Origin of the sequence: Planotetraspora mira (genome assembly GCF_016863275.1) — a bacterium.
Classification (GTDB): Bacteria; Actinomycetota; Actinomycetes; order Streptosporangiales; family Streptosporangiaceae; genus Planotetraspora; species Planotetraspora mira.
This window is the reverse complement of record NZ_BOOO01000060.1, coordinates 1-25,167: the sequence shown is the minus strand read 5'-3', so window position 1 is coordinate 25,167 and position 25,167 is coordinate 1. Positions and strand designations below refer to the sequence as shown.

The 25,167-nt window shown below is 67.5% G+C and carries 25 protein-coding genes and 1 riboswitch; of the genes, 11 read left to right on the top strand and 14 right to left on the bottom strand.

Translation table 11 applies throughout. The annotated features are described in order from the left end of the window. Positions 1-291: 291 nt before the first annotated feature. From Pmi06nite_RS40770 to Pmi06nite_RS40755, 4 genes are all read right to left on the bottom strand, one after another. The gene (locus tag Pmi06nite_RS40770) at positions 292-492 is read right to left on the bottom strand and encodes a cold-shock protein (RefSeq protein ID WP_066373698.1); all 201 of its coding nucleotides are present in this window, start codon (positions 490-492) and stop codon (positions 292-294) included. A gap of 253 nt (positions 493-745) precedes the next feature. After that, the gene (locus Pmi06nite_RS40765) at positions 746-1,021 is read right to left on the bottom strand and encodes a MoaD/ThiS family protein (RefSeq protein WP_203958611.1); all 276 of its coding nucleotides are present in this window, start codon (positions 1,019-1,021) and stop codon (positions 746-748) included. A 44-nt stretch (positions 1,022-1,065) separates the two neighbouring features. Further along, entirely contained in the window at positions 1,066-2,316 is a 1,251-nt protein-coding gene (thrC, locus tag Pmi06nite_RS40760) for a threonine synthase (protein ID WP_203958610.1), read from the bottom strand. A gap of 14 nt (positions 2,317-2,330) precedes the next feature. After that, a riboswitch (SAM riboswitch) is annotated at positions 2,331-2,469 on the bottom strand. 105 nt (positions 2,470-2,574) lie between these two features. Beyond that, on the bottom strand, positions 2,575-3,126 hold the full coding sequence (locus Pmi06nite_RS40755) for an RNA polymerase sigma factor (RefSeq protein WP_203958609.1): 552 nt from the start codon (positions 3,124-3,126) through the stop codon (positions 2,575-2,577). 70 nt (positions 3,127-3,196) lie between these two features. Here Pmi06nite_RS40755 and Pmi06nite_RS40750 point away from each other — a divergent pair, with 70 nt between their 5' ends. Both Pmi06nite_RS40750 and Pmi06nite_RS40745 read left to right on the top strand, forming a co-directional pair. After that, positions 3,197-4,627, top strand: a complete 1,431-nt coding sequence (locus tag Pmi06nite_RS40750) for an alpha,alpha-trehalose-phosphate synthase (UDP-forming) (protein ID WP_203958608.1) — start codon at positions 3,197-3,199, stop codon at positions 4,625-4,627. Positions 4,628-4,709: 82 nt separating this feature from the next. Beyond that, complete coding sequence (locus Pmi06nite_RS40745; protein ID WP_203958607.1) at positions 4,710-5,870, top strand: MFS transporter; 1,161 nt, start codon at positions 4,710-4,712, stop codon at positions 5,868-5,870. Here Pmi06nite_RS40745 and otsB read toward each other — a convergent pair. Next, complete coding sequence (otsB, locus tag Pmi06nite_RS40740) at positions 5,845-6,648, bottom strand: trehalose-phosphatase (protein WP_203958606.1); 804 nt, start codon at positions 6,646-6,648, stop codon at positions 5,845-5,847. The two genes, Pmi06nite_RS40745 and otsB, sit on opposite strands and share 26 nt — an antisense overlap. After that, positions 6,645-6,926 carry a DUF3263 domain-containing protein gene (locus Pmi06nite_RS40735; protein ID WP_203958605.1) on the bottom strand — a complete coding sequence of 94 codons (282 nt, stop codon included), beginning with the start codon at positions 6,924-6,926 and terminating at the stop codon, positions 6,645-6,647. Before Pmi06nite_RS40735 ends, otsB begins: the two co-directional genes overlap by 4 nt. A 95-nt stretch (positions 6,927-7,021) precedes the next feature. Between Pmi06nite_RS40735 and Pmi06nite_RS40730 the strand changes: the two genes are divergently transcribed. Beyond that, a complete protein-coding gene (locus Pmi06nite_RS40730; RefSeq protein WP_239114552.1) occupies positions 7,022-7,837 on the top strand; it encodes an SAM hydrolase/SAM-dependent halogenase family protein in 816 nt (271 codons plus the stop codon). Between the two features lie 36 nt (positions 7,838-7,873). On the opposite strand, the gene Pmi06nite_RS40725 is transcribed toward Pmi06nite_RS40730, so the two are convergent. From Pmi06nite_RS40725 to Pmi06nite_RS40705, 5 genes are all read right to left on the bottom strand, one after another. Further along, positions 7,874-8,890: an ABC transporter ATP-binding protein gene (locus Pmi06nite_RS40725; RefSeq protein WP_275409661.1), complete on the bottom strand. Its 1,017-nt coding sequence runs from the start codon at positions 8,888-8,890 to the stop codon at positions 7,874-7,876. Then, entirely contained in the window at positions 8,877-9,905 is a 1,029-nt protein-coding gene (locus tag Pmi06nite_RS40720; protein ID WP_239114551.1) for an ABC transporter ATP-binding protein, read from the bottom strand. The genes Pmi06nite_RS40725 and Pmi06nite_RS40720 overlap by 14 nt, the downstream gene beginning before the upstream one ends. A gap of 13 nt (positions 9,906-9,918) precedes the next feature. After that, positions 9,919-10,866, bottom strand: a complete 948-nt coding sequence (locus Pmi06nite_RS40715; RefSeq protein WP_203958602.1) for an ABC transporter permease — start codon at positions 10,864-10,866, stop codon at positions 9,919-9,921. Continuing rightward, positions 10,859-11,785 carry an ABC transporter permease gene (locus Pmi06nite_RS40710; protein ID WP_203958601.1) on the bottom strand — a complete coding sequence of 309 codons (927 nt, stop codon included), beginning with the start codon at positions 11,783-11,785 and terminating at the stop codon, positions 10,859-10,861. Before Pmi06nite_RS40710 ends, Pmi06nite_RS40715 begins: the two co-directional genes overlap by 8 nt. A gap of 131 nt (positions 11,786-11,916) precedes the next feature. Continuing rightward, complete coding sequence (locus Pmi06nite_RS40705) at positions 11,917-13,596, bottom strand: peptide ABC transporter substrate-binding protein (RefSeq protein ID WP_203958600.1); 1,680 nt, start codon at positions 13,594-13,596, stop codon at positions 11,917-11,919. Positions 13,597-14,039: 443 nt separating this feature from the next. Here Pmi06nite_RS40705 and Pmi06nite_RS40700 point away from each other — a divergent pair, with 443 nt between their 5' ends. The 4 genes from Pmi06nite_RS40700 to Pmi06nite_RS40685 all read left to right on the top strand — a co-directional run bounded on the left by Pmi06nite_RS40700 (position 14,040) and on the right by Pmi06nite_RS40685 (position 16,513). Next, on the top strand, positions 14,040-14,945 hold the full coding sequence (locus tag Pmi06nite_RS40700) for an ABC transporter permease (protein WP_203958599.1): 906 nt from the start codon (positions 14,040-14,042) through the stop codon (positions 14,943-14,945). A gap of 4 nt (positions 14,946-14,949) precedes the next feature. Next, a complete protein-coding gene (locus Pmi06nite_RS40695; protein ID WP_203958614.1) occupies positions 14,950-15,729 on the top strand; it encodes an ABC transporter ATP-binding protein in 780 nt (259 codons plus the stop codon). Between the two features lie 22 nt (positions 15,730-15,751). Continuing rightward, positions 15,752-16,288, top strand: a complete 537-nt coding sequence (locus Pmi06nite_RS40690; RefSeq protein ID WP_203958598.1) for a YbhB/YbcL family Raf kinase inhibitor-like protein — start codon at positions 15,752-15,754, stop codon at positions 16,286-16,288. A gap of 63 nt (positions 16,289-16,351) precedes the next feature. After that, positions 16,352-16,513: a hypothetical protein gene (locus Pmi06nite_RS40685; protein ID WP_239114550.1), complete on the top strand. Its 162-nt coding sequence runs from the start codon at positions 16,352-16,354 to the stop codon at positions 16,511-16,513. Between the two features lie 72 nt (positions 16,514-16,585). Here the strand turns inward: Pmi06nite_RS40685 and Pmi06nite_RS40680 are convergent, their stop codons facing one another. Next, entirely contained in the window at positions 16,586-17,557 is a 972-nt protein-coding gene (locus Pmi06nite_RS40680; protein ID WP_203958596.1) for a hypothetical protein, read from the bottom strand. Between the two features lie 298 nt (positions 17,558-17,855). Further along, on the bottom strand, positions 17,856-19,184 hold the full coding sequence (locus tag Pmi06nite_RS40675; RefSeq protein ID WP_203958595.1) for a KamA family radical SAM protein: 1,329 nt from the start codon (positions 19,182-19,184) through the stop codon (positions 17,856-17,858). Positions 19,185-19,364: 180 nt separating this feature from the next. Here Pmi06nite_RS40675 and Pmi06nite_RS40670 point away from each other — a divergent pair, with 180 nt between their 5' ends. The 4 genes from Pmi06nite_RS40670 (at position 19,365) to Pmi06nite_RS40655 (ending at position 24,254) form a co-directional block, all read left to right on the top strand. Continuing rightward, positions 19,365-19,931 (top strand): DUF1707 SHOCT-like domain-containing protein, encoded by a 567-nt coding sequence (locus Pmi06nite_RS40670; RefSeq protein WP_203958594.1) that lies wholly within the window; start codon positions 19,365-19,367, stop codon positions 19,929-19,931. A 46-nt stretch (positions 19,932-19,977) separates the two neighbouring features. Then, positions 19,978-21,024: a phosphate acyltransferase PlsX gene (gene plsX / locus Pmi06nite_RS40665; protein WP_203958613.1), complete on the top strand. Its 1,047-nt coding sequence runs from the start codon at positions 19,978-19,980 to the stop codon at positions 21,022-21,024. 35 nt (positions 21,025-21,059) lie between these two features. Next, positions 21,060-22,778 carry an arginine--tRNA ligase gene (gene argS, locus Pmi06nite_RS40660; RefSeq protein ID WP_203958593.1) on the top strand — a complete coding sequence of 573 codons (1,719 nt, stop codon included), beginning with the start codon at positions 21,060-21,062 and terminating at the stop codon, positions 22,776-22,778. A 162-nt stretch (positions 22,779-22,940) separates the two neighbouring features. After that, positions 22,941-24,254: a hypothetical protein gene (locus tag Pmi06nite_RS40655; protein WP_239114553.1), complete on the top strand. Its 1,314-nt coding sequence runs from the start codon at positions 22,941-22,943 to the stop codon at positions 24,252-24,254. A gap of 183 nt (positions 24,255-24,437) precedes the next feature. On the opposite strand, the gene Pmi06nite_RS40650 is transcribed toward Pmi06nite_RS40655, so the two are convergent. Beyond that, the gene (locus Pmi06nite_RS40650; RefSeq protein ID WP_203958592.1) at positions 24,438-24,824 is read right to left on the bottom strand and encodes a cell division protein SepF; all 387 of its coding nucleotides are present in this window, start codon (positions 24,822-24,824) and stop codon (positions 24,438-24,440) included. Positions 24,825-25,167: the final 343 nt, after the last annotated feature.

The following is a 25,167-nucleotide window of genomic DNA, read 5'->3' as shown; positions in this document are numbered from 1 at the left end:
AAACGCGATCATCTTGGCTGCCATAAGGCTAGACCTCCCAGTAGCAGGGTGGTTTCAACGGACCGAGCCGACGCCCGCGACGGCACGGGCCCGCTTTCCTTTCGCAGGCCCCATCGCCTCGATCCCGTGAGTTGTCACTCTCGACCTCAGAGTGCCAAACACGTGTTTAGCACTCTACCCCTGCGAGTGCAAGCGGAAGCCAGCCTGACCAGCTTGTACAGGTAAGTCCGACCGCGAGGAAGGCCCGGCTCGTGGGACGAACCGGGCCTTACGTAGGGGGTGCTGAACAGATCAGACGGTCCGGACGCCTTCCGCCTGGGGCCCCTTCTGGCCCTGCGTGATGTCGAACTCGACTCGCTGGCCCTGCTCGAGGGCCTTGTACCCGTCCATCATGATTGCCGAGTAATGGACGAACACGTCCTTACCACCGTCTACCGCGATGAAGCCGTAGCCCTTGTCCGCGTTAAACCATTTGACGGTGCCCTGCGCCACTTTCCGACTCCTCTTGCTGGGCTGGGGACCACGCCAAGAAGCCCCCGATTACGTCGATCGTCCTCGACCATACCCGTGTCAAGCCGTGGCACAACAGAGTCAATCCGCAAACCACTTCATGGCGTTCGCTCAAAGCAGGAAACGGCGAATATTCAGTTAGGGGTCGGATAGTTGATTATTGCACCATTTCTCAACGGCGATTGACTTCGATAATGATAGAAGCGCATGTCAGACGCATGCGCGACCGAGCCGTTCAGCCGCCGGCCACGGCCGGGATGACGGAGATCTGGCTGCCACCGGGCGTGGGTGTGTCGAGTCCCTCAGTGAATCGGACGTCCTCTTCACCCACATATACGTTGACAAAACGCCGAATCTTGCCCGTTTCGTCCAGGATGCGACCTCCGATGCCCGGATAGTCGACATCCAGCTTCTGCAGGACTTCCCGGAGCGTTCCTCCGTCGCCGGATACCTCCGCGGCTCCGCTCGTGTATGTGCGCAGAATCGTCGGAATCCGCACTGAAACACTCATTTGTCGCTCGCTTTCTTGCTTCAGTTGGGCTTGGAGAAACGACTTCAGTTGGCGAATGCCGTACGGAATGCCTCGAGGGAAGGGCGGATGACGGCGGTGGGCCGCGCCTCGGCGGCGACCGCGTCCAGCGTCTTGAGCCCGTCTCCGGTGTTGAGCACGACGGTCTCCGCGTCCGGGTCGAGCGCGCCGTTCCTGACCAGCTTACGAAGGACGCCGACGGTCACGCCGCCCGCGGTCTCGGCGAAGACGCCCTCGGTCCTGGCCAGCAGGCGGATCGCCTCGACCACCTCACGGTCGTCGACGTCCTCCACCGCGCCGCCGGTCCGCCGCGCGATGTCCAGGACGTACGGTCCGTCCGCCGGGTTTCCGATGGCGAGGGACTTGGCGATCGTGTTCGGCCGGACCGGCTGGACCACGTCGTGTCCCGCCTTGTACGCCGCGGAGACCGGCGAGCAGCCCTCGGCCTGGGCCCCGAAGATCCGGTACGGCCTGTCCTCGACGAGCCCCAGCTTGATGAGCTCGCGGAAGCCCTTGTCCACCTTGGTCAGCTGCGAGCCGGACGCCACGGGGATGACGATCTGGTCGGGCAGGCGCCAGCCGAGCTGCTCGGCGATCTCGTAGGCCAGCGTCTTGGAGCCCTCCGCGTAGAACGGCCGGAGGTTGACGTTGACGAAGCCCCACTTCTCTCCCAGCTCATCGCCGATCAGCTCGGAGCAGAAGCGGTTCACCTCGTCGTAGGTGCCGTCGATGGCGACCAGGCGGCCCCCGTAGACGGCGGCCATGGTGATCTTGGCCTCTTCGAGGTTCGCGGGGATGAAGACGCAGGAGTCGAGCCCGGCGCGGGCCGCCGCGGCGCCGACCGCGCCGGCGAGGTTGCCCGTGGAGGAGCAGGAGAGCGTGTGGAAGCCGAAGGCCCTGGCCGCCTCGAGGGCGATGGACACCACCCGGTCCTTGAACGAGTGGGTCGGGTTGCCGGAGTCGTCCTTCACGTGGAGGGAACGCAGGCCCAGCTCGGCTGCGAGATTGTCGGCCTTGATCAACTTCGTCCAGCCGGGCTGGAGGTTGGGCTTGGTCGCCACGTTCTCGGGGACGGGGAGCAGCGCCCGGTAGCGCCAGATGTTGGTCGGGCCGGATTCGATGTCCTCACGACGGACGTCGCCGAAGTCGTACGCCACCTCGAGTGGCCCGAAACACTCGGAACAGGCGAAGATCGGCCCGAGGTCGTAGAGGGTGCCGCATTCGCGACACGACAGAGCGGTCGCGGGGCCGAACTGGGGAGCATCTGAGAGCGCCATGAAGCGAGGCCTTTCCCTCATCTTCGCTCGCGACCGCCCTGATCACGAGCCGGAATTGGCACCTGTCCCGGCCGGCCTCGTGGTCACGAGTCGGACGCCGGGAAGGTTGCCGGGGCTTCGCAGGGCCGGTCCCTCCACCCCTCTGGATGAGCAATGTTCAGTTGTAGACCCGCCGGGCAGGTCCCTAGCACTGTACCTCGCCGTCCCGCATGTCCGTTCCGTCGTCTCACGATCCGGGACGCGGGCGTCCATCGCCGCTCAGCGGTACGCGTCGCCGAGGACCGCCTGGACGTACTTGCGCGCCTGGTGGATGCGCGACTTGGCGGTGCCGATCGGGATGCCGAGCTGGTCGGCGATCTCCGCGTAGTCGAGTTCGCAGATGTCGCGTAAGACCAGCGCGTGCGCCAGGTCGGGCTTGTCCGCCTCCAACGCCTCCATGGCGTCGAGCAGGTCCAGGCGCGACCCGGCGATGACGCTGACCCTCCGGGGGTCGGGCCGCTGCTCGGGCAGTTCCTCCGCCTGTTCGGACGACCGGCGCTTCAGCGACCGGTAGGTCGTCCTGGCGCAGTTCACCGTGACGATGTGCAGCCAGGTGCCGAAGCGCGAGCGGCCCTCGAATCTGCTGATGTTACGGGCCACCGCCAGCAGCGTGTCCTGCGCCGCCTCCTCGGCGTCCTGCCGGTACGGCAGAAGCCGCTCGCAGTGCCGGATGACGTCGGGCTCGATCCGGCGGAGCAGTTCGCCGAGCGAACGATGATCGCCTTCCGCGGCCGTTCTGGCCAGCTCGTCGACCGCCTCGTCCAGTGCCATAACGGATCAAGCCTTTCCGCGATTGACCGACATCCTATTGATCGCTGTCAGCTTTGATTAATCTTCGTCCATGCGCGCCCATTCAGTCTTGATCGCCTCCAATCGGGGGCCGGTGGCCTTCACCCTGTCGGAAAACGGTGCGCTGACCATGCGCAGGGGCGGCGGCGGCCTGGTCTCCGGCCTGTCGGAGGTGGTCAGGGACACTGACGTGTTGTGGGTCTGCGCGGCGCTGTCCGACGGCGACCGCGGCGCCGTACGGCAGGCCCCCGGCGGGCGGCTCGACGAGGCGGGCAACGACACCGGGCCGGTCCGCATGCTGGACATCCCCCCGCCGATCTTCCACCGGGCGTACAACGCGGTGGCCAACTCGACCCTGTGGTTCGTGAACCACCTGCTCTACAACACCCCGATCGCCCCGCAGTTCGACACGCGGTTCAGGCGGGAGTGGGAGTCCTATCGCGAGTACAACGGCGCCTTCGCACTCGCGCTGGCGGAGGAGGCGGCGCACGACGCCAAGGTGATGGTGCAGGACTACCACCTGACGCTGACGCCCGCGATGCTCCGGGTCGAGCGGCCCGACCTGCGCATCGCCCACTTCTCGCACACGCCGTGGGCCCCACCGGAGTACTTCTCGCTGCTCCCCGACGACGTGGCCGCCGAGGTGCTGTCGGGCATCCTGGGAGCCGACCACGCCGGTTTCCTCACCGCCCGGTGGGCCAGCGCGTTCATGGACTGCTGCGAGACCTTCCTCGGGGCCCGGATCGACCGCGGCGACCGCACGGTGACCTACGAGGGCAGGACCACGCGGATCGGGGTCCACGCCCTGGGCGTCAACGGCGAGGCGCTTCGGGCGCGGGCCGCCGAGCCGGACGTCGAGTCGCACATGACGGCCATCCGGGACCTGGTCGGCGACCGCAAGCTGATCGTCCGCATCGACAGGACCGAACTGTCCAAGAACATCGTGCGCGGCCTCGCCGCCTACCGGGAGTTCCTGGGCCGGCATCCGGAATGGCACGGCAAGGTCGTGCATCTGGCGTTCGCCTACCCCTCGCGTCACGACCTGCCCGAATACCGGGAGTACACGGCCGCCGTGCAGCGGTGCGCCAAGGAGATCGAGGACGAGTACGCGACCGACGACTGGGACCCGCTGATCCTCAACGTCCACGACGACTATCCCCGCTCGCTCGCGGCCTACCGGCTGGCCGACGTGCTGCTGGTGAACCCGATCCGCGACGGCATGAACCTGGTCGCCAAGGAGGGGCCGATCCTGTCCGAGCGGTGCGCCCTGGTGTTGTCGCGCGAGGCCGGGGCGGCGGCCGAGTTGGGGCCGGACTCGCTGCTCGTCAATCCGTTCGACGTCTCGGGCACGGCCACGGCCCTCCACGAGGCGCTGATCCTCCCCGAGGATGAGCGGATCAAGCGCGGCGTCCGGCTGCGCGAAGCCGCGACGGCCATGCCGCCGCACCGCTGGTTCGAGGACCAACTGGCCGCTCTGAGCTGATAACAGCACGGATGCTAGCCTTTCCCTCCATTTGAAGCGCGATACGGGGGCCTTGGTGGACTCTGCCACGACCGTTCAGGCATTGCGTTTCAATAGGGATCGTCCCACCTGGTTCATCTATCTGGTCCTTGCCACTTTCGCGACATATCTCTACGGTTTGTCGGCCGCACTGCCCACACTCCGCGCCGAACTGGGCGTCTCCCAGGCCGTCGGAGGATTGCACGGCACGGCCATGGCCGTCGGCGGCGTCATCGCGGGCCTCACGCTTCCGCTGCTCAGCGCCCGGCTCGGCCGCCGCGTCACGGTCTGGACCGGACTCGTCGTGATGAACGCCGGCATCCTCATCGTGATCCTCGGCCACTCGCTCCCCTTCACCCTGACCGGCTTCGCCGTGGCCGGGACGGCGGGCTCGGTCACGCTGTACGTCGTGATGGCCGCGCTCAGCGACCACCAGGGTCCTGCGGGTCCCGCCGCCATCAGCGAGGCCAACGCGGTGGCGGTGATCGCGGGGATCGCGGTCTCCTACCTGTTCAGCGTGGTCGCGGGCTCCGCGGTCGGATGGCGGGCCGCTCTGTGCGTCCCGATCGTGGGCACGGTGCTGCTCGCCCTGACGATGGGCCGCGTCTGGGTTCCCGCCCGGCTCACCACCGCCCCGCCGGCTTCCGCGGAGGCCGGCGCCACCCGCAAGATCTCGTACGGCAGGCGCTTCCACATCGCCGGCGCGGTGCTGCTGTGCTGCGTCGGGCTCGAGTTCACCTTCAACCTGTGGGCGGCCGAACTGTTCGCCCAGCAGACCGGTCTGACGGCGGCGGCCGCCGCGAAGGGTCTGACCGCGATGCTGGCGGGCATGGCCGTCGGCCGGTTCGGCGGAGCCCGGCTGGCCCTGCGCTTCCGGCCGACGCCGCTGTTCCTCGGCTCGCTCGCCGTGACGCTGCTGGGATGGGCGCTGTTCTGGCTCAGCACGTCGCAGGCCGCCGGTTATGCGGGGCTGGCCCTCAGCGGGCTCGGCATCTCGCTGCACTTCCCGCTGGCGCTGGCCCGGATCATCGACGCGTCGGGAGGCCGGCCGGACCAGGCGTCGGGCGCCGCGTCGGTCTGGGGGTCGGTGGGCTCGGGCGGCGGTCCGTTCGTCCTCGGAGTGCTGGGTGACGGCTTCGGCACCCACGCGGCGTTCCTACTCGCGCCCGTGCTCATCGGGTTCGCCGCGGTGGGCGTCCTCAGCTCCCGCTCAGCCGCTGGGTGATCGCCCGGAGCAACTCGACCACACCGGCGGGGCCGTCGACGACGACGTCCGCCCGCTCCGCCAGTGCGGTCACCTCGGCGGAGCCGCTGCACACCCGGACGCCGGGGATCGGCGCGGCCACCACGGCGTCGAACGCGGCGAGGTCACCCAGATCGTCTCCGGCGAACATCACCGACCGGGCCCTCCGCTCGGCGAGGAACCTCGACAGGGCCCGGCCCTTGTCCATGCCCGCCGGTCGCAACTCCAGCACCAGCCGCCCAGGCTCGACCACCAGCCCCGTCTCGGCGGCGAGATCGGCGATCGGCCCGCGCAACTCCTCCAGGGTGGCCTCGGGATCGGGGCTCGTCCGCGTGTGAACGGCCACCGCCTGCCCCTTGTCCTCGATCAGGACGTCGCCGAAGCCGCTCACGATGAGCGGCAGACGCTCGCGCACCTGCTCGAGCCCTCGGAACGGGGGCGGCGCCGTGATCCGGCCGCCCTCCCAGCGTTCCAGCCCGTAGTGACCGAGGATGACGAGACCGGGCACGTCGGCGAGGGACGGCCCGGAGGCGCTAGCCCCGAGCGCGAGAGCCGTACCAGGGGGGCGACCGGTGACGATCACGATGCCGCCGACCTGCTTGGCCAGCTCGGCGAGCACTCCGGGGGCGTCGGGATGGATCCGGGCGGAGGCGGGGTCCACCACGATGGGGGCGAGTGTGCCGTCGTAGTCGAGCCCGATCACCGCGCCCGACGGGTCGGACAGCAGGGCCTCGAGCCCGGTGTGCTCGGGAAGCATCATGGCCTCAGACCGAAACGCCGGGCCGCACGGTCGCGCTGACGGCCGGCCCGCATCCGGCGTAAGCGTTTGACCAGCATCGGATCATGCTCCATGGCCTCGGGCCTGTCGATCAGCTCACCGAGGAGTTGGTAGTAGCGCGTGGCCGAGATGCCGAACGCCTCGTGGATGGCCTGTTCCTTGGCTCCCGCGTAACGCCACCACTGGCGCTCGAACGCGAGGATCTGGCGGTCTCGATCCGAGATGGCAAGCCCATCGCCGTCGGCCGGTTCGGTTTCCATCCGCTCCTCCTCGATGGGCTCGCGGCGCCCGCCATCATCGTAGTAGGGAATCCCGGGGTGTTCAGGCCGGAAGGGCAGTCGTAATGTCACCAGGTGTGACCTCAGTAATCACGCTTCTGACCGACTACGGGCTGGAGGACGGCTTCGTCGCCGCCTGCCACGGAGTCATCGTCGGGATAGCGCCAGAGGCGAGGATCATCGACGTCGGCCATCTCGTCCCCGCGGGGGACGTGCGGCGCGGCGCGGCCATCCTCGCGCAGACCACGCCTTATCTGCCCGTCGGCGTCCATCTCGCCGTCGTCGACCCGACCGCCTGCGGCGCCGGCCGCGCGGTCGCGGTCGAGGCCGGGGGCCGGGTGTTCATCGGGCCGGACAACGGCGTCCTGTCGTGGGCCCTCCAGGCCGCCGGCGGCGCCGAGGCGGCATACGAGATCGCCAACAAGGACCTGTTCCTGAAGCCGGTCTCGCCCACGTTCCACGGCCGGGACGTCTTCGCACCCGTGGCGGCGCACCTGTGCGCCGGCAGCAGCCCCGCCGACGTGGGACCGCCGGTTCCGACTGACAGCCTGGTCATGCTGCCCGCGCCCATGAGCCGGCTTCGCGACGGGGCAGCCGAGGGCGAGGTGCTCTGCGTCGATCGCCACGGCAACGTCCAGTTGTCGATCACCGCGACCGACATGACATCTCTCGGCATCCGTACCGGCGACATGCTGGCCATCTGGCTCGGACGGCGGCAGATCACCGTGCCGTTCAGGGAGACGTTCACGGTCGTGCCGCCCGGCGATCTGGTCGCCTTCACCGATTCCGCCGGCCTGGTGGCCATGGCGATCAACTGCGGCGACGCGGCGGAACGGCTCGGGTTGCCTCCCGGAGCACACGTACGGCTCTCGCCGAGCCGCCAGCAGGCGTGACTCGGGCGAGAGCCGTAGGTGGGAGTACCGCGGGGGCTACGACTGGACGTGGACCACGTCGAGGGCCTCGGCGAAGTGGCATGCGCTGAGGTGGTCGGTGCCCGGCCGGATCTGGAGGAGGGGCTCCTCCTTGGCGCAGATGTCCTGCGCCTTCCAGCAACGGGTGCGGAACCGGCAGCCGGACGGCGGGTTGGCCGGTGACGGCGGGTCGCCCTGCAGGATGATCCGCTCGCGGGCCTCGCGGCCCTCCGGGTTGGGCACCGGCACCGCCGAGAGCAGCGCCTGGGTGTAGGGGTGGCTCGGCCGGTCGTAGATCTGGCTGTCTCCACCCAGCTCGACGATCTTGCCGAGGTACATCACGGCCACGCGGTCGGAGATGTGGCGCACCACCGACAGGTCGTGGGCGATGAAGATGTACGCCAGGTTGAACTCTTTCTGGAGCCGGTCCAGCAGGTTCATGACCTGGGCCTGGATCGACACGTCGAGCGCGGAGACCGGCTCGTCGCAGATGATGACCTCGGGCTGCAGCGCCAGACCGCGGGCGATGCCGATGCGCTGCCGCTGACCGCCGGAGAACTGGTGCGGGTACCGGTTGATGTGGTCGGGGTTGAGTCCGACCACGTCCAGCAGTTCCTGCACGCGCTTGCGGCGGCCACCCTTCGGGAGGACCTCCGAGTGGATCTCGAACGGCTCGCCGACGATGTCGCCGACGGTCATCCGGGGGTTCAGGGAGGTGTACGGGTCCTGCATCACCATCTGGATGTTGCGCCGCATGTGCTTGAGCTCGGCGCCCTTGGCCTTGGTGATGTCCTTGCCGTTGACCTTCACCGACCCGGACGTGGGCCGCTCCAGCGCCATCATCACCTTGGCGAGGGTGGACTTTCCACAGCCCGACTCGCCCACGACGCCCAGCGTCTCACCGCGATGGAGGTCGAAGGACACCCCGTCGACGGCCTTGATGGCGCCGATCTGCCGTTTGAAGACGATGCCCTGTGTCAGAGGGAAGTGCTTGACCAGGTCGCGGACTTCGAGGATGGACTCAGCGGGAGCCATCGACAACCTCCCTCCAGTAGTGGCAGGCGCTTCCACGGGTGCCACTGATCGGGTACAGCGGGGGAACCGCTGTGGCGCAGTCCTCCCGGCGGTAGGGGCAACGGGGGTGGAAGGCGCAACCCGACGGCATTTCGAGCAGGTTCGGCGGCATGCCCTTGATCGCGTACAGTTCCTGGCCCTTGAGGTCGACCCGCGGGATCGACTCGAGCAGACCCTTGGTGTACGGGTGGGCCGGCGTCCGGTACAGATCGTGAACCGGCGCGGTCTCGACGATGCGACCGCCGTACATGACGGCGATCTTGTCGGCCACGTCGGCGACGACGCCGAGGTCATGGGTGATCAGGATGAGGCCCATGTTGCTGTCGCGCTGAAGGTCGGCGAGCAGCCCCATGATCTGGGCCTGGACGGTCACGTCGAGCGCGGTCGTCGGCTCGTCGGCGATCAGGATCTCCGGGTCGAGCGCGATCGCCATGGCGATCATGATGCGCTGGCGCATGCCGCCGGAGAACTGGTGCGGGAAATCGTTGACGCGGTCCCTGGCCCCGGGGATGCGGACCCGGTCCATCAGCTCGACGGCCTTCTTCTTGGCGTCGGACCGCGAGCTGCCCCGGTGGATCCGGAACATCTCCGCGATCTGCCAGCCCACGGGGAAGACGGGGTTCAGCGCCGAAAGGGCGTCCTGGAACACCATGGAGATGCCCTCGCCGCGGATCCTCCTGCGCTGCTCCTCGGGGAGCTTGAGGATGTCAACCCCGCGGAACCGGATCTCCCCGCCGGTCACCTTGCCGGGCGGCATGTCGAGGATGCCCATGATCGTCTGAGCGGTCACGCTCTTGCCCGAACCCGACTCGCCCAGCACCGCCAGGGTCTCGCCGGGATTCACGCTGTAGGTGACGCCGTTGACGGCCTTGGCCACGCCCTGACGGGTGTGGAACTCCACATGGAGGTTCTCGACCTCCAGGAGGGCGCCGCTGTAGGAGCCTCTGCCCGTGGGCCCGGAAAGCACTTCTACCACTTGCTGTGCCTCCTCAGCGAAGCTTCGGGTCGAGGGCGTCGCGTACGGCTTCGCCCAGCATGACGAAGGTCAGCACGCACAGGGACAGGAACGCCGCGGGGAACAACATCGCGTGGGCGCCGGTCCTGATGTAGCTGGTGTGGTCGGCGATCGCGATGCCCCACGAGATCACCGGCTCGCGCAGGCCGATTCCCAGCAGCGAGAGCGTCGCCTCGGCCCCGATGTAGCTGCCGATCGTGATCGTCGAGTACACGAGGATCGGCGCCAGGGAGTTCGGCAGGAGGTGCTTGAAGATGATCCGGAACGGGCCGGCCCCCAGAGCACGCGCTGCCTGGACGTAATCCTGGTGCTTCGCCTGGATCACCGACGAGCGGGCGATGCGCATGAGGATCGGCCACCCGAGCACGGCGAGCACGATGATGACCACGGCCATGATCGTCACCCTGTCGGGGCTGCTCTGCGCGGGCGCCACGGTGCCGAGGATGATGATCGCCCCCAGCACGTACGGCACACCCAGGAAGATCTCACCGATGCGGGACAGGATCGAGTCGACCCACCGCGCGTAGTAGGCCGCCAGCACTCCGGCGACGCCGCCGAGGATCACGGTCACGAGTGTGGCGAGAACGCCGACGATGATCGAGGTGCGGGCGCCGTAGATCGTGCGGGCGAAGACGTCGCGTCCCTGCAGGTCGTATCCGAACCACGCCTCCCCGCTCGGCGGGTCCATGCTCTTGGCGAGCGTCGCGTAGTCGGGGTTCTTGTGCGTGAACAGCGACGGGAAGGCGGCCATGAGCAGGAACAGGATCAGCATGATGAAGGAGATCCAGAAGATCTTCCTGTGCCGGAGGATGTCCCACGTGTCCTGCCACAGGCTGCGCGGCCTGTTCGAGGACGACACGACCGATGCAGCGGGTCCTTCCCCGCCGTGAATCAGGTCCTGCGTTACGGAGGGGTCACTCATAGCGGATCCTCGGGTCGAGCACGCCGTAGAGGAGGTCGACGAGCAGGTTTGAGACCAGGTACACGAGGACGAGCAGCGAGGCGATCGGGACGACGATCGTGTAGTCCTGGCCTGTGATCGCCCGGTAGAGAAGGCCGCCGATGCCGTGGATGTTGAAGATGCCCTCGGTGATGATCGCACCGGACATCAAAGAACCCACCTCGGTGCCGAGGAAGGTCAACACGGGGATCAGCGAGTTGCGCAGGAGATGGACGCCGACCACTCGCCTGTTGGTCAGACCCTTGGCGATGGCCGTGCGGACGTAGTCGGAGCGGCGGTTCTCCACGATGCTCGTCCGCGTCAGGCGGGCGGTGAACGCCATGTTGAGGCTGGCGAGCACGAAGGCCGGGACGATCAGTTCCATGATGGGCGCCTCGTCGGACACCGTCGGGGTGATGATCTGGAACTGGACGCCGAGCAGCCACTGGAGGAGGAAGCCGGTGACGAAGACGGGGAGCGACAGCAGGAACAGCGTGGAGATGGTGACCACGTTGTCGATGAAGCCGCCGCGCTTGAGGCCGGACAGGACGCCGGCGCTGATGCCGATGACGGCCTCGATGGCGACCGCGAGGAGCGCCAGGCGGATGGTGATGGGCCACGCGTCGGCCAACTGGGTCACCACGGGGACCTGGTTGAAGTCGACGCCGAGGTTTCCGCTGAGCATGTTCTTCAGGAACTGCCAGTACTGCAGCAGGATCGGCTGATCCAGGCCGAACTGCGCCCTCATCGCGGAGACATAGCTGTCCGGGCAGGGCCGCTGGCCGCACCGACCGGCGAAGGGGTCGCCGGGAAGTTGCCACACCATGTAGTTGATGAGGAATGTCGTGCCGAGCAGCACGGGTATGAGTTGCAGCAGGCGCCTGATGGTGTATCGGCCCATGCGCACCTCCTGTCTGACGCTAAAGGTCGTACAGCGTCCCCCGTAGGTCAACACAGGGGCGGGCGTGATTGGACAACGACCGAGGCCGGCCCCGGTCTGGGACCGGCCTCGATGATGTGCGAGTCCGGAGGCTACGCTTCCTTGATCGCGATGGAGAGCGGGTCGAGCTCACCGAACGGCGTGACCTTGACCCCAGTAACCCACTTCGAGGTGCCGGCCTGCAGACCGTACGACCACAGCGGGATCGTCGGCAGGTCATCAGCCAGCATAGCCTCGGCCTGCTGGTAGAGGGAGACGGACTGGTTCTGGTCCGTGGCGGTGTCAGCCTCGTGCAGCTTCTCGTCCAGGGCCTTGTTGCTGTACAGACCGTCGTTCGAGGACGCGCCGGTCTTGACCAGCGGGTTCAGGAAGTCCTCGATGTGCGGGTAGTCCATCTGCCAGCCGGTGCGGAACATGCCCTTGATCTTGTGCTCCGTGATGACGCTACGGAACTCGTCGAACGTCGGCATGGACCTGCCCACCACGGTGAAGCCGGCGTCGGCGCCCAGGGCCTGGTTGATGCTGTTGGCCATGGCGTCCACCCACTCCTTGTGCGCGGAGTCGCCGTTGTACCAGATCGGGAATTCCTTGGGCGGGGTGTAGCCCTCGCCCTTGGCCTTGGCCAGGTACTCCTTGGCCTTGACCGGGTCGTAGGTGCACCACTGCTGGCAAGATCCGGCCTTGTAGCCCTCGACGATCGGGGAGACCCAGCTGTCGAGCGGCACTCGGCCCTTGTTGAAGATCTTGTCCGTGATGGTCTTCCGGTCGACCGCCATGGAGATCGCCTTGCGGAAGTCGGCGTTGCCGCCGAACTCCTTGTCGTACAGCGGGAACGACACCGTCTGGATGACGCCCTGCTGACCCTCGATCGCGCGGTCACCGAGGTCGGTCTTCCACTTGTCGCCGGCCAGGGCCGACGGCGGGATCAGCTCGGTGAAGTCGAGGTTGTTGGACACCAGGTCCGCGTAGGCAGCGTCGTCGTCCTTGTACATCTTGTAGACGATCTGCTTGACCTTCGGCTTCTCCGCACCCGCGTAGTCGGGGTTGGCGGCGACCACGATCTGCGAGTTGTGGTCCCACTTCACGAACTTGAAGGGGCCGTTCGTGATCGGGTTCGACGCGAAGCCCTTGGGGTCCTTGAAGAAGGCCTCGGGCAGCGGGGCGAAGGTGATGTAGCCCAGCTTGGTGCGGAACACGGCGGTGGGGGCGGCGAGCGTCACCTTGAAGGTGGTGTCGTCGACGACCTCGAGGCCGGCCAGCTTGTCGGTCTCCGGCTTCGGCGCCTGCTTGGGTCCGTCGGGACCGTCGGGGTCCGCGGTGTTGACCTTGTCGAAGCCGACGATGTCAGCGAACCACGAGCTGCCGATCTGCGCGTTCGGCGAGTACGCCGTGTAGTTCCACGAGTCGACGTAGTTCTTCGCGGTCACCGGAGTGCCGTCGCTCCACTTGAGCCCCGGCTTGAGCTTGATCGTCCAGACCTTGTTGTCGGTCGTGTCGATCGACGCGGCCTGGTCGAGCTCGGGGGCGGCCGTGTCGGGGTTGTACTTCACGAGCTTGCTGTACACGAAGTCGTTGACCGTGCCGCCGCAGGTCTCGTTGATGTTGCCCGGCACGAAGCCGGTCTGCGGCTCACAACCGCGGATGTAGACGGTGCCCGTGGCCGTACGGGGGTTGCTCCCGCCGTCACCTGAGCTGCCGCTGCCACCGCCGCACGCGGCGACCCCGAGCGCTAGCAGCGCGGAGCCTGCGGCGATCTTCGCGCCCTTAGTCACGCGCATAGTGGATTGGTCCTCCCTCTAAGGATGGGCGTTCGCGCTGGTAAGGTCCCCGGTTTTCCAGGCGTGGTCAAACCAGCTGACGCCCTGTCAGTCGTCCGCGAGCATCCCTCACCCGACGCAGCAGAGGAGTCTCTGCCGCGTTGCAGTTCGGTCACACGTGCGTCAGTAGGGCGTCACACGCATACCAGCGAGCCAACCCCAAATAGGTATCTCGGGTATAAAGCGCTCAACTACGGTAGATATACCACTTCTGCGTCTCCCCATGGTCCCGGGGATGTCGTAAGGTCCGTGGCGTTGTCCTTGCGTCACGGCGTCTTGGGCTACCTTTGACCAGTCGCAGCGGCGTCCGATGCGACAGATGTACCCCACTCCAGCGAGGAATCGGCCGACCAACGTCGCCGGCTTCTCATCCACCACCATCCAATAGAGTCCTTGCCATGAGCCAGCCGGAGTCCGCGGTCGCGGACGCCCAGGCGGGCGGCCAAGCCCAGGAGTCACTGGCCGCACTCGCCGAGCGTTACGGATTGCGGCGTGCCATCGCACGCCCCACACTGCCCGCTTATCTGCGCCAACTGTGGGACCGACGGCACTTCATTGTGACGTACGCCACATCGAGGAACGTCTCGAACTACTCGGAGTCAGCACTCGGCCAGTTGTGGCAGGTGCTCACCCCGCTGCTCAACGCGGCGGTCTACTGGCTGATGTTCGGCGTCATCCTGGCCCAGAGCAAGCACATTGAAAATTACCCCGCATTCCTCATCACCGGGGTCATGGTCTTCACCTTCACCCAGCGGACGGTGACGGGCGGCGCCAAGTCGATCTCGGGCAACCTGTCCCTCATCCGAGCATTGCACTTCCCGCGGGCGACGCTTCCCCTGGCGTACGCGATCCAGGAACTGCAGATCCTCGGCTGGTCGATGGGCGTGCTCATCGTGCTGGTGCTGATCACCGGAGAGCCGATCAGCTGGCTCTGGCTGCTGATCCCGGTCGCTCTGATCTTCCAGTTCATCTTCAACCTCGGGGCGAGCCTGTTCATGGCCCGCATCGGCGCGTTCGTCCGCGACATCACCCAGTTGCTTCCGTTCATCCTGCGCACCTGGTTGTACGCCTCCGGCGTGTTCTACATGATCACCGATAAGACCAAGGACCTGCCGGGCGCCCTCCGTTGGGCGATGGAGTTCAACCCGGCGGCCGCCTACATCGAGTTCATGCGTGACCTGCTGATCTATCAGCGGTTCCCGGAGCGCTGGGCGTGGGTAACCTGCATCTTCTGGGCCGTTTTCGCGGCGATCGGCGGCTTCTGGTACTTCTGGCGAGCTGAGGAGAGGTACGGCCGTGGCTGATGTGATGCAGAAGCCGAGCGAGGAGCTGTCGAAGATGACAGTGGGAACGCCGACCGTGATCGTCGACGACCTGCACATCGTGTACAAGGTCTACGGCGCGGCCAACAAGCAGAAGGGCAACGCGGCCAACGCGCTGCGTCGCATCGTCCGCCGCCAGGGCCGTCCGGAGATGAAGGAGGTCCACGCCGTCCGCGGCGTCTCCTTCGTCGCGAACCACGGTGAGGCCATCGGCATCATCGGCCGCAACGGCTCGGGCAAGTCGACGCTGCTGCGTGCCATCGCGGGCCTGCTCCCTGCGCACAAGGGCGCCGTCTACACCAACGGCCAGCCGTCCCTGCTCGGTGTCAACGCGGCGCTCATGAAGGAGCTCACGGGAGAGCGCAACATCGTGCTCGGCTGCTACGCCATGGGCATGTCACCGGGCGAGACCCGGGAGAAGTACGACGAGATCGTCGACTTCTCCGGCATCGGGGACTTCATCCAGTTCCCCATGTCGACCTACTCCTCCGGAATGGGCGCGCGACTCCGCTTCGCGATCTCTTCCGCAAAGACTCACGACGTCCTGCTGATCGACGAGGCCCTCGCCACCGGCGACCGCGAGTTCAGGAAGAAGAGCAAGGACCGCATCATGCAGATGCGCGAGTCCGCCGGCACCGTCTTCCTCGTCGCCCACAACCTCGACGTGATCGAGGAGACCTGCAACCGGGTCATCTGGCTGCACAAGGGCAAGATCAAGATGGAAGGCGATCCGCAGGAGGTCCTGGGGGCCTACAACCGGGTTTGACCACTCATGGGAGGGTGAACCGATGCCCACACCGCCGTCGATTCCTTACGACCACCTACCGGAAGTCGCCACGCTGAACGTCGTCAGTGACGACGTCCGCGACGGGGAGCGCAAGCCGGAAGCCCACGTGTACAACGACTGGGGGATGACGGGGCAGAACCTCTCCCCGAACCTCCAGTGGTCCGGAGCGCCGGAGGGCACCAAGAGCTACGCGGTGACCTGCTATGACCCGGACGCGCCCACCGGAAGCGGTTTCTGGCACTGGGTGCTGTTCGACATCCCCGCCGACGTGACCGAGTTGCCGACCGGAGCCGGCACCGCTCCCGGCTTCAAGGGCCTGCCCGAAGGGGCGGTGCATGCGCGCAACGACTTCAACGCCAAGCAGTACGACGGGGCCGCACCACCTCCCGGACACCCGCACCGGTACCTGTTCGCGGTGCACGCGCTCGGCGTCGACAAGCTCGGAGTGGACAGCGACACCTCGCCCGCCGTCGTCGGGTTCAACATCACCGCCAACACGCTCGCGCGCGGCTATATCGCACCGGTGTACGAAACCTGATGCGAGTGCGACCCCTGTTCTACTATGATTCGAACGGAGATTCGATCTAGGGGAAGGGGTGGCATGAGCGACCTGGCGATGGCGATCGACCACTTGGCCGCCGAGGATCCCATAGAGTTGCCGGCCGGCACGCTCGCCGAGCAACTGATCGATCTGCACTGGCAGATGGCGCGGCTACAGGCTCAGATCGCCCGGCGCACAGGCGTGCGCGTTCCCGTCAGCTGACCCCCTCCACCGCGAACGGAACGGCCGGTGTCCCCTCGGGGGACACCGGCCGTTCGTTTTTCGCTTCGGCGTCTACGGGCGGTTGCCGCCGCCGCGCACGTACCCGTTGTTGTGCTTCGGCAGGGTCCCCCTGACGGTGCGGGGGATGCCCGTCACCGTGGAGGATCCGGTCGCGTCCGTCGTGGTGGCCGCGGAGGTGACGAGCGACGTGCCGGTGGTTGCGGCGGTCGTTCCAGCGGGAACCAGCGTCTGGTTGTTGACGTTCGTGGCCGTGGTGCTCACGCCCCGGTTCACCTGGGTCGTGGTCGTCCTCGCCGTGGCCGCCGCAGTGGCCTGCAGAGCGGTGGCCGGCGTGTCGCATGGAATCAGCGCGAGCAGGCCACCGGAAGCCGTTCCGGCCACCCCGACCGCGGCGTTGAGGTCGAGGAGCGCCGTGAGGTTCGCGACGAGCCCCAGATTGGCCGCAGCGCCCACCGTGGCGGCGGCGGTCGGAGCGGTGGCCGCGGCGACGGCCGGAGCCTGCCCCGTGACGCCGAGAGCCGGCTTGCTCGCTTCCGTGACCGCCACTGCGCCGGCGTTCACGTTGGCCAGCACGGTGGCGTCGATGTTGGCCGTCACGTTCGCGGTCGCCTCGATCACGGCCGTGAGGTGGGCCTGCAGGTTCGCGACGACGTTGACCGTGAGGTTGGCCATGATGTCGGCCGAGACGTCGGCCGCCAGGGCGGCGGCCGCGGCGATCTGTGCGTTCGCCCGGGCGTTGAGGCTGGCGGTGGTGGTGCCCGCCAGGTCGGCCACGGCGACGAGATCGGCCTGCAGGTCGGCGACGACGTTGGCACTCAGGTTCGCCACGGCGGAGACCTGGGCGCTGGCCCCTGCGGTGGCCGCGACGACCGCGTGGCTCTGGAGGTCGGCCAGGAGGTTCGCCACCGCCGTGATCCGCGAGGTGCACACGTTGTTGCACACGTTGGCCTGTGCCGGCGCAGCCATCAGGCCGGCGACGCCGACCGTGAAGGCGACGACGGCTGTCCTAACCACTCGTTTCATTACTTGCCCCCGGTTCATATTCCTTTTCACGAGAGTGGGAATGACGAACCCAAGAACCCCCGTGCGTCGGCGTGCGTGCCGACAAAGACGACCGCATTTCTATCACCCCCGCGCACCGCGGGAATGTCCTCTGTCCCAGGGGTTGTGACCAGGAGCGAGACCAGAAAAGTCCGGATATAGGCCAGTAGCCGATGACTATATGGTCAGGCCAACCCCGGCCCGGGAGAAAGGCATGGTAAACATGCCGCCCAGGCCGGGGGACAGATTTTTCCGGTCACTTTTATTAACGCGCGTGGTGTCAGGCGCTCAGGCGGGCAAGAGGCGCGGCTTCGAGGCCCTGTTCGAAGGGGAAACGGTCGGCGAAGGCCGGCCGGAGGTCCGAGAGCCAGACGGCTTCCGGGTCGTAGCGAGCGAAGAACGGCCGGCCGACGATCTCGGGGTCGCGGGCCTGGATGAAGTGGAGCACGAACACCTTCTGCCCGGCGATCTCGGTCACGCCGTCGACGCAGACCTTTCCGGGTGTCGCGGACATCGACGGCCCTCTGACGGTCCGGCACACTCCGGAGACCTGGGCGTAGGCGTCGCGGAAGATCTCGTAGGCGTCCACGAGGGGAACGGCGAAGTAGTCCTGGGGACCGGTGTCACGCTCGACGAACATGTAGTACGGGATCATGCCGAGCGTGCTCTGGCGCCTCCACATGCTCGCCCAGGTCGCCGCCGAGTCGTTGATCGACCGGATGATCGGCGCCTGCGTACGGATCACGGCGCCGGTGTCCCTGATACGGCGGACCGCCTCCTCCACGATCGGCGACTCCAGTTCGCGGGGGTGCGAGAAGTGCGCCATGAAGGCGAGGCTCTTGCCCGACCTCACCACCTCCGCGAACAGTTCGAGCGTCGCGTCGGCGTCGGGATCGGTGACGAACCTGGCCGGCCAGTACGCCAGGGACTTCGTGCCGATGCGGATCGACTCGATCTGCTCCACCTGGAGGAGCGGCTCCACGTAGCGCCTGAGCACCGGCTCGCCCATGATCATCGGATCACCGCCGGTGAGCAGCACGCTCGTGACCTCCGGGTGGTCCCCGACGTAGGAGACCAGACGCCCGACGTCGTCGGACGCCATCTTGAGGTCGGGCTCACCGATGAACTGGGCCCATCGGAAGCAGTACGTGCAGTAGGCGTGACACGTCTGCCCTTGCTTGGGGAAGAAGAGCACCGTCTCGGGGTATTTGTGCTGCATTCCCTGCATGGTCTCCAGGCCCACGCGGGGAACGTTGAGCTCCAGTTGTCCTGCGGGGTGGGGATTGAGCCGCATCCGGATCTCCGCGGCGGCCGCCTTGAGTTGCGCCGCCGAGGCCTCGTCGCGGAGGAGATCGGCCAGCCGGGACACATCGGCCTCCGGCAGCATGTCCTCCTGGGGGAAGACCAGGCGATAAATGGGGTCATCGGGGGCGGCCGACCAGTCGATCAACTCGTCCACGACATAAGCGTTCGTCCGGAACGGCAACACCGTGGCCACGGCGCGCACGCGCAGCCGCGCATCTCCATCGAAGCCGGCGCGGCCGAGCAACTCGTCGAGGTGCTTGGCCGTGTAAGCCCGGAAGCCACGCGTGCCCTGAGAAGGGATCACTCGACCTTCCTTTCCTGGTAGATTTTTGGATCTCCGGTAAACCAACCGCCCTCGCCACGCGTCGGTGGGTCTCACTTATTCGGACGCGACCCACCCACAGTTGGTTCCACTCCGGCGAAAGTTCACAGTGAAGATTCCGGGTTTATCGCGACATATCTCGTCAGGAGCTACCCTGAATTTGTGACTTCCTTGACTCCGTTCGCGGGCGACGACCCCGCTCAGCGCGCCTCCGACGCGGACCGCGATCGGGTCGCGGGCATCCTCGGAGAGGCGCTGGCCACCGGCCGCCTCACCACGACAGAGCACGCCGACCGGCTCGACGCCGCCTACACGGCCGTCACCCTCGGCGACCTCGTCCCCCTCACCACCGATCTCCCCGTGACGAGCACGGCGCCGGCCAGTGCCACGGCGGACAGACAGAAGATCATTGCGGTCTTCAGCAAGGTCATCCGACGCGGGCGCTGGGTCGCCGGGCGCCACACCGAGCTGCGTTCGACCTTCGGCGCCCTGATCGTCGACCTCTCCGACGCCGTCATCCCGGGCCGCGAGGTCACCCTTGAGCTCAACTCCTTCTGCGGCAAGCTGATCGTGACCGTGCCCCACGAGGCCCACGTCATCGACGAAGGCCTCGCGGTGTTCTCCAAGCGCGCGGTGACCGCCGGCAAGGACGGCGACGGCCCGCTGATCCGCGTCACGGGGCGCGCGACATTCGGCAAGATCGTGGTGTACAGGAAGCCGTCACCCTGAGGGCCTACCATTCGGGCATGTTCCAGATCCGGGTGAAGTGACCAGGGTGAACGGCGTCACGCCCGATTCGCTCCGAAGCCGCGTGCTACCGGTGGCCCTCGACGCCATGGGCGGCGACAACGCGCCGGACGAGATCGTCGCCGGAGCCGTCCAGGCGGTGCGTGAGCGCGGCGTTCCCGTCGTGCTCGTCGGCCAGCCCCGGGCTCTCCACCAGGCCCTTCTCGCGCACGACGCCGTCTCAGAGATCCCCGTCGTCCGGGCCGAGGAGGCTCTGGCGATGGACGAGGGCGCGCTGGCGAGCCTGCGCCGTCCGCGCTCCAGCATCGCGATCGCCTGCCATCTCGTACGGCGAGGCGACGCGGCGGCCGTGGTGTCCGCGGGGTCGACCGCCGGGGTGGTGGCCACCGGACGGCTTCGCCTGCGTGGCCAGCAGGGTGTGATGCGTCCCGCGATCACGGTGCCGCTGCCCACCAGGCCGCACCCGACCGTTCTGCTGGACGCCGGAGCCAACGCCGACACCAAGCCGGAGATGCTGGTGCAGTTCGCCCACCTCGGCGTCGCCTATGCCGAGACCGCGCTCGGCCTCGCGCGGCCGCGGGTGGGGCTGCTCACCATCGGCGCCGAGCCTGAGAAGGGCAGCAAACTGGTCAAGCGCGCACACGAGTTGCTCTCAGGCACCTCAGGCATCGACTTCACCGGCAACATCGAGGGCGACGACCTGCTCACCGGCAAGGTCGACGTCATCGTCACCGACGGTTTCACCGGCAACGTCACCCTGAAGGCCCTCGAAGGCAGCGTGCGCTACGCGTTCGGCCAGCTCAGAGAGACGATCAATGAAAGCCGGCTGGCCAAGGTCGGCGGCCTGCTCCAGCGGGCGAAGTTGAGAGAGCTCGCCGCCCGCCTCGACCCCGAGGCGCACGGCGGTGCCGTACTGCTGGGGCTCAACGGGACCGTCGTCATCGCGCACGGCTCCTCCAGAGCCAAGGGGATCGCGGCGGCGTGCGAGTTGGCCGCGCATCTGGCCGCCCAGGGGATCGTCTCGCGCATCGGGGAACGCATCGCCTCGGCCAACAAATCGCACCGTCGCCGGTAAGCATCCGCGCATACCGACCCCATTAAGCTTTGTGCATGACCGACCCGCAGCTCATCCTCGCCGAGCGGGTCCAGCAGGCGCTGGGCACCGCCTTCGGCCAGGAGTACGCCTCCGAAGATCCGCTTATCAGGCCGTCACAGTTCGCCGACTACCAGGCGAACGTCGCGCTGAGCCTGGCCAAGCGGCTCCGACGAGCGCCACGGGAGGTCGCCCAGGCCGTGGCCGACGCCATGGACCACACCGACGTCGCCGTCGAGATCAGCGGGCCCGGCTTCCTCAACATGACCCTGAGCGATGACTGGATCGCCGCCCAGTCCGTGCTTCAACTCGCCGACGACCGGCTGGGCGTGCCGCAGGCCGCGCCGAAGAGCATCGTGATCGACTACTCGGCGCCCAACGCCGCCAAGGAGATGCACGTCGGGCACCTGCGGACCACGATCGTGGGCGACACCCTGGTCCGGGTGCACGAGCACGTCGGCCATGACGTCACCCGGCAGAACCACCTCGGTGACTGGGGCACGCCGTTCGGGATGCTGATCGAGCACCTGATCGACCTCGGCGAGAGCGAGGCCCTCACCCGGCTCGCCTCCGGCGACGGCAACGCCTTCTACCAGGAGGCCCGGCACAAGTTCGACAACGACCGCACGTTCGAGGAGCGCTCCCGCAGCCGGGTTCCGCTGCTCCAGGGCGGCGACCCGGCCACCCTGCGTCTGTGGCGGGAGTTCATCGAGTACACCAAGCGCTACTTCAACCACGTCTACGACGTGCTGGGAGTCACGCTCACCGATGACCACATCGCCGGCGAGAGCATGTACAACACCATGCTCGCCGACGTCTGCGACGAGCTCGAGCAGGCGGGCGTGGCCGAGATCAGCGAGGGCGCGCTGTGCGTCTTCCCGCCCGGTTTCACCGGCCGCGACGACCGGCCGCTCCCGCTCATCATCCGCAAGAGCGACGGCGGGTACGGCTACGCCACCACGGACCTGGCCGCGATCCGGTACCGGGTGCGCGACCTCAAGGCCGACCGCATCCTCTACGTCGTGGGCGCCACCCAGTCGCTGCACTTCCAGATGGTCTTCGCCGCCGCGCGCATGGCCGGGTGGCTGCATGACGACGTGAGCGCCGAGCACGTCCAGATCGGCAGCGTGCTGGGCGCCGACGGCAAGATGTTCAAGACGCGGAGCGGCGCATCGACCAAGTTGACCGAGCTCCTCGACGAGGCCGTGAGCCGGGCGGAGGCGGTCATCGCCGAGCGCGGCTATGAGCCCGCCGCCCGCAGGGAGATCGGCCGCCAGGTCGGCATCGGTGCGGTGAAGTACGCCGATCTGTCGGTCAGCCACGACAGCGAGTACGTCTTCGACTTCGACCGCATGCTGGCCCTCACCGGCAACACGGGGCCCTACCTGCAGTACGCCGTGGCCCGGATCCGGTCGATCTTCCGCCGGGGCGAGCTCGACCCTGCAGACTTCCCCGGCCCCATCACTCTCGGCGAGCCCGCGGAGCGTGCCCTCGCGCTGCAGTTGCTCGGGTTCGGCTCGATCGTCGAGACCGTGGCGGAGTCGTCGGAGCCGCACCGGCTCTGCAACTACCTGTTCGACCTCGCCCAGGCGTTCACGAGCTTCTTCGAGACGTGCCCGGTGCTCAAGGCTGAGGAGCCGGTCCGGACGTCGCGTCTCGCCCTGTCGGCCCTGACACTGCGGGTGCTGGTCCAGGGGCTCGACCTCCTCGGCATCGAGGTCCCCGAGCGCATGTGAGCGGAAACGTGTGAATGGACGTGTGTGAACGGGATCATGCCTGATCAGGTCAACTCCCGTTCACCGTCCGGCGCGCCTCTACCCCTCCCACCCGGCCGGGCGTCTAGTCTGGCGCGGGTCAAGGGAGTGCCAGCCAATCCCTCGGGGAGCGTTCGCGTGAGCATGGACCTGACCACGAGTCCGGACCCTGGAAGTAAGGCCGACGCGACGGAGCTGCACCGTTACGCGGAGGCGCTTCTCGTCGGCCTGGCAGCGGGCGGAAGCGTCCCGAGCCTGCCGCCAGGCGTCACCGATGTGCCCGGCTACTGGCTCGCGCCCGCGGTCGAGGCTCTCGGGCTCATCATGTCGGGGCAGGACGCGCTGGAGCCGCTCGCCCTGGCCGCGGAGCTCGACGAACAACGGACGTCGCTGTTCCTCTGCCTGTCCCTGGCCGTATGCGGCCTCGGAGACCGCATACACGCGTCCTGGCTGGGCACCGCCTTCGGCGAACTCTCGAACGATCGCCCGGTGTCCTCCGGCCAGCGTGCCCTGTGGCTTGCAGCCGCCCGCGGCGCCTACGGCCCGGTGGGAAAGATCTTCGTCCTACGGAAGCTCGATGCCGTGGTCGTCCCGCCGGAGGACGAGTTGTGGCTCAAGGCCCTCGTTCCCGACGAGCCCGCTCCTATGGTGCCTACGTCCTTCGACGGCTTCCCCGAACTGGTGGCCGTCCCTGAGATCGCCGTCTCGGCCCAGGCCGTGGCCCGGCTGCGCCGGCTGCGAGAGCGCTGTTCCGAGATCACTTCCGTACCCCGGCCCGCCGAGGTGTCCAAGGTCGTCTCCGGCACGGTCTGGACGGATGACGAGCCGCTCGCCGTGCTCAGATCGCTCGCCGGCCAGGAGAGCGCGGAAGGACCGTTGAGCTCGCTCAGCGGGCATCTGCTCCACGACGTCCGTCCCGGAGCCGACCCGCATCTCGCGGCGCTCGCCCTTCACGTGGCGGCGCCCGCGGTCAAGGCGGCGGGCGAGTCTCTCGTCGAGACCATCAAAGCGCCTCCGCCTGAGGCCGTGACCGTCCCGATCTTGGGATATCCGATCACGCTGCGGGCCGAGGGTGCCGACCAGCAGTCGATGAGCACGGCTGAGCAGCAGATCGTGACCGAGTGCGTGCCACGAGGATCGACGCCGTGGCCTGGTTATCTGGTCGGCGCTGTGGCGGCGGTGGTGTTCGTCGTCGGGTTCGTCGTCTCGTTCCTGCTCACGCTCGCGGGGGCCGCACTCGGCGGCTGGAGCGGCTACCTCATCTGGCGCCACAGGGTCCAGGAGCAGGCCGACCTCCGTCGGGTCCAGGCCCGGGTCGGCGAGTTGTCCGACGTATCGGAACGAGGGGTTCGGGCACTGCGCGAATACGGCAAAGAGGCCGCCGCGCGTGCTGAGGCCTCCGCTGAGGACCTCGCCGAACTCTGCCGTGTGCTCCGCCGCGGCCCCCGTGCCGCCTAGGGCCGTACAAGCGGCCCCTTGAGGCATTGAAGCCCGGTCTCCGGAACCCCGGCGGACGTGGTGTCGCCAGGCGGCGTAGGGCCTGGGGCGACCGGTCCATGAAGCCATGAAGCCGACCCCTGAACCGGGCCCTCCGGCCCGCGCAGAAGTCGGCCCTTCAGGACGGATGAACCTGCCGCCCCCTCAGGCCGTGGAGACCTCGACATTGGCCGGAGTCAGCAAGAAGACCTTGTCCGCGATGCGCTCGATCCGGCCCTCACAGCCATAGGCCAGGCCTGCGGCGAAATCCACCATCCGGGTCGCCTCGGCGGTCGACATGCTCGCCACGTCCATCACGACCGTGTGCCCCTCACGGAAGTGACGTCCCATGGTCAGCGCGTCGTCGTACTTCTGCGGCCGCACCATGACGATGCGCGCCGGCTCACCCGTCGACTGCCAACGCTTAGCGGCCCGCTCGGACGCCGGCATCCAGTCATCATCCCCATAGTCTTCGTCGCCACCGTAGGCCTCGTCGTACTGTTCTGCACCGCCCAGGCCAAGGTAGCTCGCCACCTTGCGCACTGCCCCCATCGGCATGTCCTTTTCCGGCTTGTCCTTTTCCGGGCTTGTCCCGATACGTGGGACGCTAACTGACGATTCAGGGGCACCCCGCCGACACGCCCAGGCATTTAATTGAATTTGGCTTGAGAATGTGGCGAGTGAGTATGTGCGGGGGAACCGCCCGCCCGAGGCGGCGCGGCCGGACGCCGGAACGAACATCGTCGCGTCCCTCGACGCCTGTCCCGGCGGGCAAGGCGAGCAAGATCAGGAGGCTGCGGCACGTCCGCCGGCGAGGCTCTCGAGCACCGGCCCTTGCCGGATTTGGCGGGGCGATGTGTGGTCCCGCGGGGGAAAACAAAAAAAGGAGGGGCCG

What these genes read in the sequence shown, in the direction of transcription:
- Pmi06nite_RS40715 (WP_203958602.1), bottom strand. Translation starts at nt 10,866, where the DNA reads ATGAGTGACCCCTCCGTAACGCAGGACCTGATTCACGGCGGGGAAGGA.
- Pmi06nite_RS40735 (WP_203958605.1), bottom strand. Translation starts at nt 6,926, where the DNA reads ATGGAAACCGAACCGGCCGACGGCGATGGGCTTGCCATCTCGGATCGA.
- otsB (WP_203958606.1), bottom strand. Translation starts at nt 6,648, where the DNA reads ATGATGCTTCCCGAGCACACCGGGCTCGAGGCCCTGCTGTCCGACCCG.
- Pmi06nite_RS40690 (WP_203958598.1), top strand. Translation starts at nt 15,752, where the DNA reads ATGCCCACACCGCCGTCGATTCCTTACGACCACCTACCGGAAGTCGCC.
- Pmi06nite_RS40650 (WP_203958592.1), bottom strand. Translation starts at nt 24,824, where the DNA reads ATGGGGGCAGTGCGCAAGGTGGCGAGCTACCTTGGCCTGGGCGGTGCA.
- argS (WP_203958593.1), top strand. Translation starts at nt 21,060, where the DNA reads ATGACCGACCCGCAGCTCATCCTCGCCGAGCGGGTCCAGCAGGCGCTG.
- thrC (WP_203958610.1), bottom strand. Translation starts at nt 2,316, where the DNA reads ATGGCGCTCTCAGATGCTCCCCAGTTCGGCCCCGCGACCGCTCTGTCG.
- Pmi06nite_RS40695 (WP_203958614.1), top strand. Translation starts at nt 14,950, where the DNA reads ATGCAGAAGCCGAGCGAGGAGCTGTCGAAGATGACAGTGGGAACGCCG.
- Pmi06nite_RS40700 (WP_203958599.1), top strand. Translation starts at nt 14,040, where the DNA reads ATGAGCCAGCCGGAGTCCGCGGTCGCGGACGCCCAGGCGGGCGGCCAA.
- Pmi06nite_RS40750 (WP_203958608.1), top strand. Translation starts at nt 3,197, where the DNA reads ATGCGCGCCCATTCAGTCTTGATCGCCTCCAATCGGGGGCCGGTGGCC.
- Pmi06nite_RS40655 (WP_239114553.1), top strand. Translation starts at nt 22,941, where the DNA reads ATGGACCTGACCACGAGTCCGGACCCTGGAAGTAAGGCCGACGCGACG.
- Pmi06nite_RS40755 (WP_203958609.1), bottom strand. Translation starts at nt 3,126, where the DNA reads ATGGCACTGGACGAGGCGGTCGACGAGCTGGCCAGAACGGCCGCGGAA.
- Pmi06nite_RS40685 (WP_239114550.1), top strand. Translation starts at nt 16,352, where the DNA reads ATGAGCGACCTGGCGATGGCGATCGACCACTTGGCCGCCGAGGATCCC.
- Pmi06nite_RS40680 (WP_203958596.1), bottom strand. Translation starts at nt 17,557, where the DNA reads ATGAAACGAGTGGTTAGGACAGCCGTCGTCGCCTTCACGGTCGGCGTC.
- Pmi06nite_RS40765 (WP_203958611.1), bottom strand. Translation starts at nt 1,021, where the DNA reads ATGAGTGTTTCAGTGCGGATTCCGACGATTCTGCGCACATACACGAGC.
- Pmi06nite_RS40710 (WP_203958601.1), bottom strand. Translation starts at nt 11,785, where the DNA reads ATGGGCCGATACACCATCAGGCGCCTGCTGCAACTCATACCCGTGCTG.
- Pmi06nite_RS40725 (WP_275409661.1), bottom strand. Translation starts at nt 8,890, where the DNA reads ATGGCTCCCGCTGAGTCCATCCTCGAAGTCCGCGACCTGGTCAAGCAC.